The sequence below is a fragment of the Zunongwangia sp. HGR-M22 genome (genome assembly GCF_027594425.1).
Taxonomy (GTDB): domain Bacteria; phylum Bacteroidota; class Bacteroidia; order Flavobacteriales; family Flavobacteriaceae; genus Zunongwangia.
In genome coordinates, this window is the sequence record NZ_CP115159.1 from 3,795,995 (window position 1) to 3,810,577 (window position 14,583).

A 14,583-nucleotide genomic window follows, 5' to 3' on the forward strand; every position below is an offset into this window, starting at 1 on the left:
TTTAAAATTTGTAATTTACCAACTTAATTTCTTTTCTATGAAACACTTCTTTCTAGGTTTTTGCTGCTCGCTCTTTTTATTCTCTTGCACTAACGAAAGTGAAAATTTTGATTGGCTGGTTGGTGATTGGGAGAGAGTTAATGGAGAAGAAGGTTTTGAAACCTTTGAAATTTGGAAAAAAAAAGATCAGTATTATTCCGGGCTTGGTTATACTTTACTAAAAGAAGATACCATATTCAAAGAAGAGTTACAGCTTTTTGAAGAGAATGGACAATGGATTCTAAAGGTAAAAGGACAAAACGAAGCTCCTACACCATTTATCTTGACAGAATTAAATCCCGAGTTTTTTGTAGCTGAAAATGATACAAATGAATTCCCAAAAAAGATAATTTATAAAATTGAAAACGATTCTTTAAAAGCTAACGTTTCAACCTCAGAGTTTGATGTCAATTTTGAATTTGTAAAAATTCAGAAGTAAATTACATAAGATTAGTATAAGCAATTTAGTTGAAAACAGCTTAAATTCGATTCAGACCTCCGGGAATAAAACCCTCGATGAGGGATTAAAAATAGAAAAAAGCATCTTCAATAAGTTCGATTTTGGTACCGGAAGCATTTTTGATAATAGCTACAATATCAAATCTAATCTCTGCATCTATGCTTTTCACTTCAGCATAGTGATTCATCGCCAAAACCAATCGCTGAATTTGCCCAGATTTTACAAATTCCTGCGGATTCCCAAAATGTGCCGTGCTTCTGGTCTTTACCTCTACACCTACTAAAATTTCATCTTTAAAAGCGATAATATCAACTTCAGCTTTCTGAAATCTATAATTTTTATCCAAAATCTTATAACCGCTTTCTTTTAAAAAGGCAATGGCCAGCCCTTCTCCCTTTTTACCAAGTTCGTTATGACCAGCCATAGTTTTTAAATTTTATAAATAGTTTTTCTTCAATAATTCATCTGCAAAGGTGATATATTATCGATATGAACATCGAAGATAATTTTTACTCAATAATTAAAAAATCTAGGCGCTTAATTGCGATACATAATCGTCGAAACTTTTAAATTTAAAGCTTCGATCTCTTCAGGTGTCGCCTCTATCATTCGGTCGCCATAAAATTTATCGGCAATTTCACCTTCAGGATTTAAAAACACACGGATATTCGAATCTTCCAGTTTTCCACCATTCCAATCTACGGCACCGCTATAATCCCAACCGAATCCGTAGAATTTCACCTCTTTTCCGTTAATTTTAGTCAGCTCATCATACGTTGTCCCAATTTTAATTCCTCTTGCCGAGCTCCATTTTCCTTCTTCAGAATAATTAATGTCGAAAATCGATGTTTTGGACTCATCTTTCCAGGTAATTAGAATTTCATTTTCAGTATTAGGATACAAAACAGTATAAGGGCGCTCTTCGCCTTCTTCCATGCCACCGCTTCCTTCTTCTGGATTTGCATCGCTATACATATTTAAAACCTGCTCGTACGTTTTATTCTGAAGAGATTCTAAGGTATACCGTTCGTTTTTGGCAGCGTTTTTACTTCCGCCGCAAGCCACAAGACTTAATCCCACGAATAATAGAAGTAGTTTTTTCATTTTTGATTAGTTTTTACTGAAATTTGCAGTCCGGATAAAGGGACAATTTATATTCAAATGATTAGTTTCTGAAATTTGTAAAAAATTCAATAGAATTTCTTACAATATCGAGGTACTAAATTAGAAACAAATTGAAAGGCGGCATGGTGTTTTGCAAGAATTTAACGCGTATTATAACGCAGTTGCTTACCTTTACGCCCTAAAATTTGTCCTTAAAAAAGAAGGTTGAATTTTATAGCATAAATATCCCAAGAAAATGGGGTCAAATAATCAAATCTCGGCTAAGCGAGTAAACTACCTCAAGGCAGGCTCATGAGGTATTCATTAAAAAAAAATTTTTTATTTCGAGCTAAGCCTTGTAGCAGTTAATCTCGATTATCGAGTAAAAGTAAAAACAGAAAATGAGTAACACGCCAAAAAGATATACAATTACGGCAGCTTTGCCTTACACTAATGGGCCAATACATATTGGACATCTATCGGGAGTTTACGTTCCGGCAGATATCTATTCTCGATTTTTAAGAATGCAGGGGCACGATGTAGCTTTTGTTTGCGGTAGCGACGAGCATGGTGTACCTATTACCATTAAGGCGAAAAAAGAAGGAGTTACTCCGCAGGATATTGTAGATAAATACGACGGAATCATTAAAGATTCTTTTAATAACTTCGGAATTTCTTTTAATAATTATTCAAGAACTTCAGCTCCAATTCATCACGATACGGCTTCAGAATTCTTTAAAAAACTTTATGATAACGGAAAGTTTATTGAAGAAACTACCGAGCAACTTTATGATGCTGAAGCAAAACAATTTCTTGCCGATCGTTTTGTAACCGGTACCTGTCCCAAATGTGGTAACGAAGAAGCTTATGGCGACCAGTGCGAAAGCTGCGGAACTTCGCTAAACGCTACAGATCTTATTAACCCAAAATCGGCTATTACCGGGGCTACACCAACTTTAAAGGAAACAAAACACTGGTTTTTACCTTTAGATCAATACGAAAGCTGGTTAAAAGAATGGATTCTTGAAGGCCACAAATCTGATTGGAAACCAAATGTATATGGACAAGTAAAATCCTGGATCGATGATGGTTTACGAGCCAGAGCGGTAACCCGAGATCTTGATTGGGGAATTCCTGTACCGGTTGAAGGTGGCGAAGGTAAAGTGCTCTACGTTTGGTTTGATGCGCCAATTGGTTACATTTCTTCAACTAAAGAATGGGCAGAGCGCGAAGGCAAAGACTGGGAACCATACTGGAAAGATAAAGACACCAAATTGGTGCATTTTATTGGGAAAGATAATATCGTTTTTCACTGTATAATTTTCCCGGTGATGCTAAAAGCACACGGAGATTATATTCTACCAGAAAACGTACCCGCCAACGAGTTTCTGAATTTAGAGGGTAAAAAACTATCAACTTCTAAAAACTGGGCGGTTTGGTTGCATGAATATCTACAAGACTTCCCGGGACAACAAGACGTCTTACGTTACGCCTTAACAGCAAATGCGCCAGAGGCTAAAGACAACGACTTTACCTGGAAAGATTTTCAGGCTAGAAATAATAATGAGCTAGTAGCTATTTTTGGAAACTTTATTAATCGTGTAGTGGTTTTAACTAATAAATACTACAATGGAGAAGTTCCTACTCCGGGAGAATATTCTACGGTAGACGAAGAAACTATTGCAGCTTTAAAAGCATACCCGGCAGTAATTGCCAGTTCTATTGAAAAATATAGATTTAGAGAAGCACAGGGCGAATTAATGAATCTTGCCCGTTTAGGAAATAAATATTTAGCTGATGAAGAGCCCTGGAAACTGGTAAAAACCGATGAAGAGCGTACAAAAACAATTATGTATGTCGCGCTACAAATTGCATCGGCACTGGCCACGCTTAGTGAACCATTTTTACCGTTTACTTCAAATAAATTGAAAGAGATTTTAAAATTTAGTGCCGAGGAAAGAAACCTAAACGAAGATGAAATTTCGCAGTGGGATAAGATTGCGACTCGTGAAGCACTTTTACCTGCTGGGCATACTATTGGCAAAGCCGAATTGCTTTTCTCTAAAATTGAGGACGAAAAGATCGAAGTTCAGCTACAAAAATTAGAAGCTTCTAAAGCAGCTAATGCGAAAGCCAATGAAAGTGTAGAGCCACAAAAAGACACTGCTACATTTGAAGATTTCACCAAAATGGATCTTCGTGTAGGAACTATCATTGAAGCCAACAAAATGCCTAAAACCAAAAAGCTAATGGTTTTAAAAGTTGACACAGGATTGGATAAGCGAACTATCGTTTCTGGTATCGCAGAGCATTTTAAAGCCGAAGAATTGATTGGAAAAAAAGTAACGGTTCTAGCGAATCTCGCCCCAAGAAAATTACGAGGTGTAGAAAGTGAGGGAATGATCTTACTTACTGAAAATGCTGAAGGCAAACTCGTTTTTGTTAACCCAGATGAAGATGACGTAACCAATGGTGCTACTATAAATTAAAAAACTACGGCTGAAGAAAATCTTCAGCCGTTTTTTATATACGCTATGCTCAAAATCGCTTACCATCCAATTTACAAGCATCCATTGCCAGAAAACCATCGTTTCCCAATGGAAAAATATGAGTTGTTACCAAAACAGCTTTTACATGAAGGAACGTGTGGCGAACAGCATTTTTTTGAACCAAAATCGGCGAGCATTGAAGATATTTTGGCGGTACACACCAAAGAATATGTAGAGAATTTAACCAATCTTACCTTAGATAAAAGAGCGATTAGAAAAACGGGATTTCCGCTATCTCAGGAACTTGTAGATCGCGAGATCATTATTGCTGGTGGAACAATGGAAGGTTGCCATTATGCGCTAGAAAACGGAATTGCAATGAATATTGCGGGTGGCACACACCACTCCTATAGCGATCATGGTGAAGCATTTTGTCTATTACACGACCAGGCTATTGCTGCGAAATATCTTCAGAAGAAAAAATTGGCTGAAAAAATACTGATTATTGATCTTGATGTGCATCAGGGAAACGGTACAGCTGAAATTTTTCAGAATGATGATTCAGTCTTTACATTTTCGATGCACGGGAAAGGAAATTATCCCTTCAGAAAAGAAATTTCAGATTTAGATATTGAAGTTCCCGATGGGTCTAAAGATGAGTTTTATCTAAAAACTTTAAAGGACACGCTGCCCGGTCTTATTGAAAAAGTACAACCCGACTTTATTTTTTATCTATGCGGAGTGGACATATTGGAAACCGATAAATTAGGCCGACTATCTTGTTCTATCGCTGGCTGTAAAGAACGTGACCAATTTGTATTGCAAACCTGTCACGATCTAAAAATTCCGGTACAATGCAGTATGGGCGGTGGCTATTCTCCAGAAATAAAAATTATTATCGAAGCACACGCCAATACCTATCGCTTAGCGCAAAATATCTATTTTTAGCTTGCTTTCAATTTTTTCATGAATTTTGCGAATTGTGGTTTAAGCTCTTCAAATAAAGGATGATTTTTATTTTTAAGCATTACTTCGCTAAACAATTTTAACCCTAATGCAAATTCGGTCGCTTCAGCTTCAGTTTCAAAAAGGTTTTTAGATTTTACAGCGTCTATAATTCCGAAGATCTCATCGTGATTTCCAAATTCAAATTCTATATTTTGATGCTTAACATCTTCTTTGAGAGTAGATACTGTCTCTAACTGAATACGATATATGTTGGCTTTCTTTTCCATTTTATTTTTATTGCAAAATTACCAAAATATGAATAGAGAAAGGTACGGCCATTACATAAAAGAACTAAACCCTTACAGCACAGGACACATAAATATTAATTAAAAGGTATTTTTCAAAAAATATATCATTTTTTTTATTAAATTTTAATAAAATTTATAATCACATCCATTTTGAAAAATAATGCAAAAAAATACTGGCGCGAAAACCTCAAATATCTGTTTATACTTTTAAGCGTATGGTTTATTGTTTCTTTCGGAGCAGGAATTTTGTTCAAAGATTTTCTAAATCAATTTAAACTTGGAGGCTTTAAGCTGGGGTTTTGGTTTGCGCAGCAAGGATCTATTTATGTTTTCGTGATTCTCATTTTCATATATATACGCTTAATGAATAAACTGGATAAAAAATATGGTTATGCTGAATGATCAAAAATCGTAACAATTCAACTCACTTTCTCTTAACATCTTAATTTATGGACGTTCAATTATGGACCTGGATTTTAGTCGGCATTAGTTTTACGCTGTATTTTGGTATAGCAATTTGGGCCAGGGCTTCTTCAACTAAAGATTTTTATATCGCCGGTGGAGGCGTTTCCCCTTTAGCAAACGGAATGGCGACGGCAGCCGATTGGATGAGTGCCGCTTCATTTATCTCGATGGCCGGTCTTATTTCTTTTAGTGGTTACGATGGCTCGGTTTATCTTATGGGTTGGACGGGTGGTTATGTGCTTCTCGCACTTTTACTTGCACCCTATCTAAGAAAGTTTGGAAAATTTACAGTTCCAGATTTTATCGGGGACCGTTACTATTCTAACTCGGCTCGAACGATTGCCATTATTTGCGCTTTAATTGTTTCATTTACCTATGTGGCGGGGCAAATGCGGGGCGTAGGAATTGTGTTCTCTCAGTTTTTGCAGGTCGATATTACCAAAGGTGTTTTAATTGGTATGGCGGTTGTTCTTGTTTTTGCTTTTTTAGGCGGAATGAAGGGAATCACTTATACGCAGGTAGCGCAATATTGTGTACTGATTTTTGCGTTTATGGTTCCTGCCATTTTTATTTCGATACAAATGACGGGGAATCCTTTTCCGCAAATAGGTATGGGTGGACGCGTTGAAGATGGTGCATTTCTTTTAGATAAATTAGATCAGTTACATACACAATTAGGTTTTAAAGAATATACTAGCGGTACAAAATCTACCTGGGATATTTTTGCAATTACTTTTGCGCTAATGGCAGGAACATCGGGGTTACCTCATGTTATTGTTCGGTTTTTTACGGTGCCAAAGGTGAAAGATGCACGAAAATCTGCCGGTTATGCTTTATTGCTAATCGCAATTTTGTACACCACGGCTCCGGCAGTTTCGGTTTTTGCCAGAACAAATTTAATTACCACAGTAAATGAAACTGCCTATACCGATTTGCCAGATTGGTTTAAGAATTGGGAAAATACGGGATTAATTTCATGGAGCGATAAAAATAACGATGGAAAGATTCAATATCGAAATTCAGATGCTGTAAACGGGAAACCTGTTTTTACTGAAGAAAGAGGTGAAAGTGGTGAACGAATAATTAGTAATCCCAGTACTGCTGAGAATGAATTATATGTAGATAAAGACATTATGGTGTTGGCAAATCCAGAGATCGCTCAATTACCAAATTGGGTAATAGGCTTGGTTGCTGCCGGCGGATTGGCTGCTGCGCTATCTACCGCTGCAGGTTTGCTTTTAGTGATTTCGACATCGGTTTCTCATGATCTGGTTAAAAGGCAATTAAAACCAAACATCTCTGATAAGGGGGAACTTATGATCGCGAGAATAAGCATTTTAGTAGCTATTATAGTTGCAGGTTTCTTCGGAATTTATCCGCCTGGTTTTGTTGCAGCTGTCGTCGCATTAGCATTTGGCCTGGCTGCAGCTTCTTTCTTCCCGGCTATAGTATTAGGAATCTTTGATAAACGAATGAATCGCCAGGGAGCTGTAACCGGAATGATCGCCGGAATTAGTTTAATGCTATTTTATATGATCAGGTTCAAAACAGGATTGATAGGGATTATGGATCCGCTTCCTGAAAGTGAATGGTGGTTTGGCACATCTCCAGAAGGTTTTGGTGTTGTTGCCATGCTGGTGAATTTTATCTTGGCTATCGTTATTTCACGACTTACTCCTGCTCCTCCAGAAAATGTGCAGCAAATTGTTGAAGATATTAGAATCCCAAGTGGTGCCGGTGAAGCTCAAATGCATTAAAGAATTTAAAATTTTGATGCATTATTTAAAAATTTCGGCAGCCCTATAAGTTAAAAACCTCCGTTTCCCTTTAACAAAAGAAACGGAGGTTTTAAATATTCTCGACCTCTAAACAAAATTATTTCCCTAATAGAAGAATTTCATTGCAAATAACCTCAGTAATATATCTTTTATTGCCAGTTTTATCCTCGTAACTTCTACTAGTAAGTTTACCGTCCACAGCAATCTCTTTTCCCTTGGTTACATAATTTTCTACAATATCGGCTGTCTTTCCCCAGGCTACCAAATTATGCCATTGGGTTTCAGAAACCTTTTCTCCTTTGGCATTTTTGTAAAATTCGTTGGTTGCGATAGAAAATTTTGCCAGTTTTTTACCAGATTCTAAATTTACAATTTCGGGCTGTGTGCCTACGTGGCCAATCAATTTAACGCTGTTTCGTAAAGTACTCATAACAATAGAATTTAATTGTAATTGAAAATCATTAGTTCATTTCAACCCTGCAAACATAGATTAGCGTAAAAGCGTTATTCGTCTGGAAACTAATTGTTTTCGTATAAATTCGTTTGTAAACGATTGTAACCGTTTGAACGTAATAAAAATTCTCGAAAAGTCTACAATATCAATATGAATAGTAGTCGCCAAAATATTCTGATTTTAAATATCGAATTTGAGATATACTTTGCGCTTTCTCATATCATCTTAGATTTTGTCTTAAGCATTCTATTGCTTTTAGAATACGGGAAGGATATTTACCAATTTTTTATTCTGAATGGTGGCAGGCCTCATCAATCACAACTGACCTGAAAAAAAACTTCATATAATCTCAAATTAAAGTTTACTTCATTTAATTTATGAAAAAGAGCAGGACATTTCTTTAAAAGATTATTTAAGCCGGGTAATTTTTGATATCAGCCTCTTTAACAAAAAACAGAATTAAACAAAATCTATTAGAAATCGCATATTTTCAAACAAAAACACTAACTTTTAGATATAAAATAAATCTAAAAATGTCTTTCAAAAATTATCATTACCTCATCGTTTTAATCATAGTTTTTAGTACTTCCTGTAAAAATTCAGATAAAAATTTAACTGAAAATGTTTCCGTAGAAGAAGAGACAATTCCTACACTGCAATACAAACCAATCGATACAACTAACGCTAAAGCCATTTTAATTGGTAAGACAGATGTTCCCTATAACTTCAACTATCTTAATCTTTTAGTTCATACCGGTCTCTTTAATGAAGTATCAAACATTAAAAAAGAAAATCTTGGAGATTCGTTATATGTAGAATTTCAGAAGCTGGACAAACCTCAAATAATCGACCTTATAGCTTTTGAAGAAGGAGATTTACCTCCACTTTTTACGCGATTTTACATTACTCCCGGAGACAGTATTTTTATGGAAATTAAAAATCATAAAATCAGCTTTTCTGGTAAAAATGCGGCTCATTATAATTTCTTTCAGGAATTAAATGATCCCTTTCATGAAAAATGGGGCGTTTTTAAGGGCAATTTCGATCAATACAAAAACGATAATACCAAGTTTTATAATGAGAAAAAGAAAATACTCGAGGAGTATATAAAAGCGCATCCAGAAGTAAGCGAAGGTTTTAAAGAGCAAACGTATGCGACTTTAAAATATGAATATTTATTCCATTTAATTTACCCTAGAGATCATCAAGACCAGGCAGGGAATTATCAGGGATCTGACTTGGATGAAGTCCTTAATAAAATGCAGTTTGAGGGTGAAATTTCTATGTTTGATTCGGAAAAATATTTTGACACCATAAATTTTGAAGATGATTTTAACAGGCCAGAATTATTGTATAACGATTACTTTAAGAGAAGCCTCCCAAAATATATCCATAGTGTATTTGCAAACGCTGAAGTTTCTGGATATTCCATCGATAATTTTATAAATGAACGTGATTTTATAAAAAATAAGCTTGATGACGATCTTGAACGTTTCGCTATTGCCAAACTTATTTACAATTATCACGAAGCCGGACTAGCCTTTGGACAAAAAGGAAAAACTTTAATTGAAGATTTAATTAACGATTATCGAGACGACTTTTCTAAAAACGAAGATTACGTAAGCAAAATCAATGAAATTATCTTCGACCTAAACAGCATGGATAACAAATTAAGCGAAGAACTTCTCGATGAGAAATTGATCAACTTAAAAGGAGATTCAATAAAACTGAAGGATATTTTTAAAAATGATCCTTCAAAATTTAAATTAATAGATCATTGGGCAAGTTGGTGCACCCCTTGTATTGCAGAAATACAAAAGTCTGATGAATACAATCCGATGCTAAAAGAAAATAATATTTCAAAAGTGTATATATCTGTCGACGAGGATCTGGAAAAATGGAAACAAATGGCAAACCAGCTTGAAAATTACACCGATAAAGACCAACATTATCGTTTTGCTGACTTCAGAAAATCCGGTTTGGCCCGTATTTTTCTTCAATTAGGTAAAACTAAAAACAGCTATTCTATCCCTAAGTACACTCTTATTAAAAACGATAGTATTATTCTTTCTACCAACTCCCCAAGGCCTTCTGAACAGGAAGAATTTTTAAGCATATTAGATTAGCATATTAATTATATGAATCTAGAAGAAGACAATAGACGAAAACGTGCAAAAGAAAATCTAAGCAAAACCGAAAGTTTACAGTTTTTCATTTTGCCTTTTATTACGCCAAGAGCACGCCCTAAATCTACAGATGATTTTAGCCAATCGCAGCTGGAACGTTTTAAAAATTACGGCTACGATACTAAACTAAAACAAGCTAACCAACTCATTATTTACGGAATTATATTTTGGATAGGCCTGGTTTTGATTATTACTTATCTTACAACTAAATATTTGTGATGCAGCTGTATTCTTATCTTGCCATAATTGGTATTGCGCTCTATTTAGTTTTTAGACTTTTAAAGAAAAAATCTGCAAGAAAACATTTTAAAGAACTTAAAAATAATTGGGCTAAAGCTAAAACCGAGAAATTTAATTTCGACCAGATTAAAAGCTTTTATGATGCCCAGCTTCTGGTAGGCGATTTTCATAAAATAAACGATCAAACTGCAAAAGACCTAGATTTCGAGGAGCTTTTTACCATTTTAGATCGAACCACATCTAAACCCGGACAACAATATTTTTACAATCATCTACGGAATATTAATTCTGAAAATCAATTAAGGCAATTTTCTACATTTTCAGATACCTTTTTAGAAAAAGAAAACGACCGACTAAAAATCCAGTCGCAATTATCCAAACTGAATCATTACAATGCCTACGATTTTGTTCGGTTAATTATAGACGAGCCTATGGAGCGCCCAAAATGGATTGTTTGGGTATTTATTCTTAGCTTCTTATCGATTTTTAGCCTTATTGGCGGTTTCTTTTATCCGATTTTATTCCTAATCATGATTCCGGTTTTTATGACCAATATGGTTTTGCACTATCGCAATAAAAATAAGCTCAACTATTATCTAAATGCGGTTCATCAACTTAGTATCGCAATAAAAGTTGGTGATAAAATATCGAATTTCAGCAATATTAGCGCCTATTTTAAGGACTTATCCTTTCTAGGATCTGTCAAGAAAATTCAGTTTAAAACTTCGCTTATTGGCTTTGAGAATAAGATGAATGACGAATTTGCCTTTTTTGGATGGTTTTTCTTCGAGTTGCTAAAAATCACTTTTAATATTGAAATTCTATTATTTTTCAGTTTTCTCGAAGATATTCAGCATAAACAAAATGATATCGAAACGCTTTTTCGTTTTTTAGGCGAGATCGATTCGGCCATTGCTGTGGCTTCAATTAAAGCCGAATATCACTATCGCGTTTGCCAGCCTTATTTCGGCAATAAAAAAGAGATTAGATTTAGCGAAATTCAGCATCCATTAATCAAAGACTGTGTTCCCAACGATTTAGAGCTTTTAGAAAAAAGCATGTTACTTACCGGAAGCAATATGTCTGGGAAAAGTACATTTATTAGAACGGTTGCCATTAATACGCTGCTGGCACAAACTATAAATATTTGTTTTGCTGAACATTTTACTGCCCCTTTTCTAAAACTATATTCTTCGATTAGAATTGCCGACAACCTAAGTGAAAATACCAGTTATTATTTAGAAGAAGTTTTACAGATCAAAAAGCTTTTGGATAAATCGGAAGAAGAGGTACCCAAATTGTTTGTTTTAGATGAAATTTTTAAAGGCACAAATACTGAAGAACGTATCGCTGCCGGGAAGTCTATTTTATCTTATCTTAATTGTGCGCAAAATATTGTGATGGTTTCTACCCACGATATCGAACTTACCGAAATGCTAACACAAAATGATTTTGAACTTTATCATTTTAGTGAAAACATTCATAATCAGACTTTAAATTTTGATCACAAATTAAAAGAAGGACCGCTTAAAACCAAAAACGCGATAAAAATATTAGCGCTTTACGACTTCCCAAAACAGATAATTACTGAAGCTGAAATGTTAAAAAATAAATGGAATTAAACCTTTTAGCAAAAGCTTAGTCTAAGCTTAAGATTAACGACCCTGGCATTTCACTTTTTTGTCCTGAGATAAAAATTTAAAATCTACCCCTAACTATAGCCAGGGTTTTTAATCGTTTTTCAAACAACCACTTTCTTCAAATGATAATCCTAAAAATAGCTTCCCAGGAATCATTGAAAAATTCTTACTAAATTGAGCTCAAAAGCAAAACATACAATGAAAAAAACTTTCTTTCAACTGTATATCCTAGTGATTTCCCTTTCAGGTTTCGCACAACAACCCCAAAAGACATTAACCACTGAAGATTACCAACAGGCCGCAAAATTTCTTGGCTTCAATACGTATTCTTTAGTAGACAAAGATTATGTAAGCCCAAACTGGCTGGATAATGGCAGTTTTTGGTACGAAATTTCGGTTAATGGCGAGCAACAATTCGTTCTTGTAGATCCAAATAAAAAATCTAAAAAAACTTCAAATTCGCTCGAAGAATTACTTGGCAAAAAACCGGAAGAGAGACAAAGAAGATCATGGACAGAAGTAGCCTCTCCCGATGGTTCTAAAACAGTTTATATAAAAGACTGGAATCTTTGGATGCGAGATAATGAATCTGGCGAGGAAACTCAACTTACAGAGGACGGAGAAAAAAACTATGGCTATGCAACCGATAATGCGGGCTGGAAACATAGCGACAAGCCAATCGTACTATGGAGCCCAGATTCTAAAAAGATCGCCACATTTAAACAAGATCAGCGCCACGTAAGTGATATGTATTTGGTAGAAACCAAAGTAGGCGAGCCCGAACTTCAGGAATGGAAATATCCAATTCCGCAGGATTCAGCCATTATTAAAATCGAGCGTGTAACTATCGATACTGAAGATCACGAGATCACCAAACTAAACATTCCGGCAGATGCAAGACGTGGTACCCTTTGCGACGACATTGCCTGCGACGGCAGCTTTGGCGATAACGAATGGGGACCAGACTCTAAAACTTTAGCTTTTGCTTCGGTTTCGCGAGATCACAAAAAAGTTACGCTACGTGTTGCTAATGCTGAAACTGGCGAAGTAAGAGATATTTTTACTGAAGAAACAGCTACGCAATTCGAATCTGGGCAGGGCACTATAAACTGGCATTATTTACCAGAATCTAAAGAAATAATTTGGTATTCTGAACGTGACGATTGGGGGCATTTATACCTTTACGATCTTGAAAGCGGAAAGTTAAAAAATCAAATTACAAAAGGAGATTTTGTAGTAACCAGCCTGCTTGAAGTAGACGAAGATAAAGAAATGTTGTACTTCTACGCCCAAGGAAAAGAAGACGGGCGTGATCCTTATTTTAGCCATTTTTATAGCATAAAATTTAACGGAAAATGCCTAAAGCTTCTAACTCCAGAAAATGGAACACATAGCGTTTCATTATCTCCAGATCATAAGTATTTTGTAGACAACTATTCGCAGCCAGATATACCAAACGTTGCAGTGCTTAGAGATATTAAAGGTCGCAAAATCATGGATCTCGAAAAAGCCGATATTTCCCGTTTAGAAGCTATCGGCTGGCAGGCTCCTAAACCGATAAAAGTAAAATCTGCAGATAAAAAATGGGATTTGTACGGACTAATGTTTACGCCTACACATCTAGATGAATCTAAAAAATACCCGGTAATTAACTACATCTATCCTGGTCCACAAGGTGGCGGTGTTGGTAGCCGTTCATTCTATCCAGCTCGTAGCGATCACCAGTCTTTAGCAGAGCTTGGTTTTATCGTGGTGGTAATCGATGGTAGTTGTAACCCGGGAAGATCTAAATCTTTCCACGATGCCTGCTACGGAAATATGGGAGATAATACTTTAGAAGATCAGATAAGCGGACTAAAACAATTAGCTGAAAAATATCCGTATATGGATCTAAATAAAGTCGGAATTTGGGGACACTCTGGTGGTGGTTTTGCTACTGCAGATGCCATGTTCTCTTATCCTGAATTTTATAAAGTTGGAATTTCTGAATCTGGAAACCATGATAACAGAAACTATGAAGATGATTGGGGAGAAAGATACATCGGTTTAATTGAAGAAACCGAAAACGGAAAGACCAACTACGAGTTACAGGCCAATCAATATAATGCTGAAAATCTACAGGGAGATTTGTTAATTGCGCATGGAAATCTGGATGACAATGTACCTCCTTACAATTCGTATTTGGTGATCGATGCCTTAATTAAAGCCAATAAAGATTTCGATTTGATCATTTTCCCAAATGCACGCCACGGCTACGGAATGGATAGTTATTATATGACCAGAAGAAGATGGGATTACTTTGTTGAAAACCTTATGGGTGCCGAACATCCAAAAGAATTTAAAATTGAAATGCCACGAAAAAGATAATCTCTTCTGAATTCAAAAAATAGAGAAGCAGGTAGATCTAAGATTTACCGGCTTTTTGTATTTTAGGCTTAAATATAAGATCGCTAATTGCTTGACAAAAAATCC

Annotated in this window: 13 protein-coding genes; 9 read left to right on the plus strand and 4 right to left on the minus strand. The window is 35.6% G+C overall.

Going from position 1 to position 14,583, the window contains the following annotated elements:
• Positions 1–37: 37 nt before the first annotated feature.
• Complete coding sequence (locus tag PBT91_RS16460; protein ID WP_270059548.1) at positions 38–478, plus strand: DUF6265 family protein; 441 nt, start codon at positions 38–40, stop codon at positions 476–478.
• 85 nt (positions 479–563) lie between these two features.
• Here the strand turns inward: PBT91_RS16460 and PBT91_RS16465 are convergent, their stop codons facing one another.
• Complete coding sequence (locus tag PBT91_RS16465) at positions 564–923, minus strand: YraN family protein (RefSeq protein ID WP_270059549.1); 360 nt, start codon at positions 921–923, stop codon at positions 564–566.
• 113 nt (positions 924–1,036) lie between these two features.
• On the minus strand, positions 1,037–1,603 hold the full coding sequence (locus tag PBT91_RS16470; RefSeq protein WP_270059550.1) for a hypothetical protein: 567 nt from the start codon (positions 1,601–1,603) through the stop codon (positions 1,037–1,039).
• 401 nt (positions 1,604–2,004) lie between these two features.
• On the opposite strand from PBT91_RS16470, the gene metG reads away from it, so the two are divergent.
• A complete protein-coding gene (gene metG / locus PBT91_RS16475) occupies positions 2,005–4,092 on the plus strand; it encodes a methionine--tRNA ligase (RefSeq protein ID WP_270059551.1) in 2,088 nt (695 codons plus the stop codon).
• Positions 4,093–4,137: 45 nt separating this feature from the next.
• Positions 4,138–5,040 (plus strand): histone deacetylase family protein, encoded by a 903-nt coding sequence (locus PBT91_RS16480; protein WP_270059552.1) that lies wholly within the window; start codon positions 4,138–4,140, stop codon positions 5,038–5,040.
• Here PBT91_RS16480 and PBT91_RS16485 read toward each other — a convergent pair.
• Complete coding sequence (locus PBT91_RS16485; protein WP_270059553.1) at positions 5,037–5,327, minus strand: DUF3861 domain-containing protein; 291 nt, start codon at positions 5,325–5,327, stop codon at positions 5,037–5,039. The two genes, PBT91_RS16480 and PBT91_RS16485, sit on opposite strands and share 4 nt — an antisense overlap.
• Positions 5,328–5,495: 168 nt before the next feature.
• On the opposite strand from PBT91_RS16485, the gene PBT91_RS16490 reads away from it, so the two are divergent.
• Together PBT91_RS16490 and PBT91_RS16495 are read left to right on the plus strand one after the other, a co-directional pair.
• On the plus strand, positions 5,496–5,750 hold the full coding sequence (locus PBT91_RS16490; protein ID WP_270061484.1) for a DUF4212 domain-containing protein: 255 nt from the start codon (positions 5,496–5,498) through the stop codon (positions 5,748–5,750).
• A gap of 47 nt (positions 5,751–5,797) precedes the next feature.
• Complete coding sequence (locus PBT91_RS16495; protein WP_270059554.1) at positions 5,798–7,570, plus strand: sodium:solute symporter family protein; 1,773 nt, start codon at positions 5,798–5,800, stop codon at positions 7,568–7,570.
• A gap of 118 nt (positions 7,571–7,688) precedes the next feature.
• Here PBT91_RS16495 and PBT91_RS16500 read toward each other — a convergent pair whose 3' ends face one another.
• Entirely contained in the window at positions 7,689–8,021 is a 333-nt protein-coding gene (locus PBT91_RS16500; protein WP_270059555.1) for a single-stranded DNA-binding protein, read from the minus strand.
• A 557-nt stretch (positions 8,022–8,578) separates the two neighbouring features.
• Here PBT91_RS16500 and PBT91_RS16505 point away from each other — a divergent pair.
• The 4 genes from PBT91_RS16505 to PBT91_RS16520 all read left to right on the plus strand — a co-directional run bounded on the left by PBT91_RS16505 (position 8,579) and on the right by PBT91_RS16520 (position 14,478).
• Positions 8,579–10,171: a TlpA family protein disulfide reductase gene (locus PBT91_RS16505; protein ID WP_270059556.1), complete on the plus strand. Its 1,593-nt coding sequence runs from the start codon at positions 8,579–8,581 to the stop codon at positions 10,169–10,171.
• Between the two features lie 12 nt (positions 10,172–10,183).
• A complete protein-coding gene (locus tag PBT91_RS16510) occupies positions 10,184–10,450 on the plus strand; it encodes a hypothetical protein (protein WP_270059557.1) in 267 nt (88 codons plus the stop codon).
• Entirely contained in the window at positions 10,450–12,093 is a 1,644-nt protein-coding gene (locus tag PBT91_RS16515; RefSeq protein ID WP_270059558.1) for a MutS-related protein, read from the plus strand. The genes PBT91_RS16510 and PBT91_RS16515 overlap by 1 nt, the downstream gene beginning before the upstream one ends.
• A gap of 216 nt (positions 12,094–12,309) precedes the next feature.
• A complete protein-coding gene (locus tag PBT91_RS16520; protein ID WP_270059559.1) occupies positions 12,310–14,478 on the plus strand; it encodes a S9 family peptidase in 2,169 nt (722 codons plus the stop codon).
• The last annotated feature ends 105 nt before the right edge of the window (positions 14,479–14,583 follow it).

What these genes read in the sequence shown, in the direction of transcription:
- PBT91_RS16495 (WP_270059554.1), top strand. Translation starts at nt 5,798, where the DNA reads ATGGACGTTCAATTATGGACCTGGATTTTAGTCGGCATTAGTTTTACG.
- PBT91_RS16500 (WP_270059555.1), bottom strand. Translation starts at nt 8,021, where the DNA reads ATGAGTACTTTACGAAACAGCGTTAAATTGATTGGCCACGTAGGCACA.
- metG (WP_270059551.1), top strand. Translation starts at nt 2,005, where the DNA reads ATGAGTAACACGCCAAAAAGATATACAATTACGGCAGCTTTGCCTTAC.
- PBT91_RS16510 (WP_270059557.1), top strand. Translation starts at nt 10,184, where the DNA reads ATGAATCTAGAAGAAGACAATAGACGAAAACGTGCAAAAGAAAATCTA.
- PBT91_RS16460 (WP_270059548.1), top strand. Translation starts at nt 38, where the DNA reads ATGAAACACTTCTTTCTAGGTTTTTGCTGCTCGCTCTTTTTATTCTCT.
- PBT91_RS16520 (WP_270059559.1), top strand. Translation starts at nt 12,310, where the DNA reads ATGAAAAAAACTTTCTTTCAACTGTATATCCTAGTGATTTCCCTTTCA.
- PBT91_RS16515 (WP_270059558.1), top strand. Translation starts at nt 10,450, where the DNA reads ATGCAGCTGTATTCTTATCTTGCCATAATTGGTATTGCGCTCTATTTA.
- PBT91_RS16470 (WP_270059550.1), bottom strand. Translation starts at nt 1,603, where the DNA reads ATGAAAAAACTACTTCTATTATTCGTGGGATTAAGTCTTGTGGCTTGC.
- PBT91_RS16505 (WP_270059556.1), top strand. Translation starts at nt 8,579, where the DNA reads ATGTCTTTCAAAAATTATCATTACCTCATCGTTTTAATCATAGTTTTT.
- PBT91_RS16480 (WP_270059552.1), top strand. Translation starts at nt 4,138, where the DNA reads ATGCTCAAAATCGCTTACCATCCAATTTACAAGCATCCATTGCCAGAA.
- PBT91_RS16465 (WP_270059549.1), bottom strand. Translation starts at nt 923, where the DNA reads ATGGCTGGTCATAACGAACTTGGTAAAAAGGGAGAAGGGCTGGCCATT.
- PBT91_RS16485 (WP_270059553.1), bottom strand. Translation starts at nt 5,327, where the DNA reads ATGGAAAAGAAAGCCAACATATATCGTATTCAGTTAGAGACAGTATCT.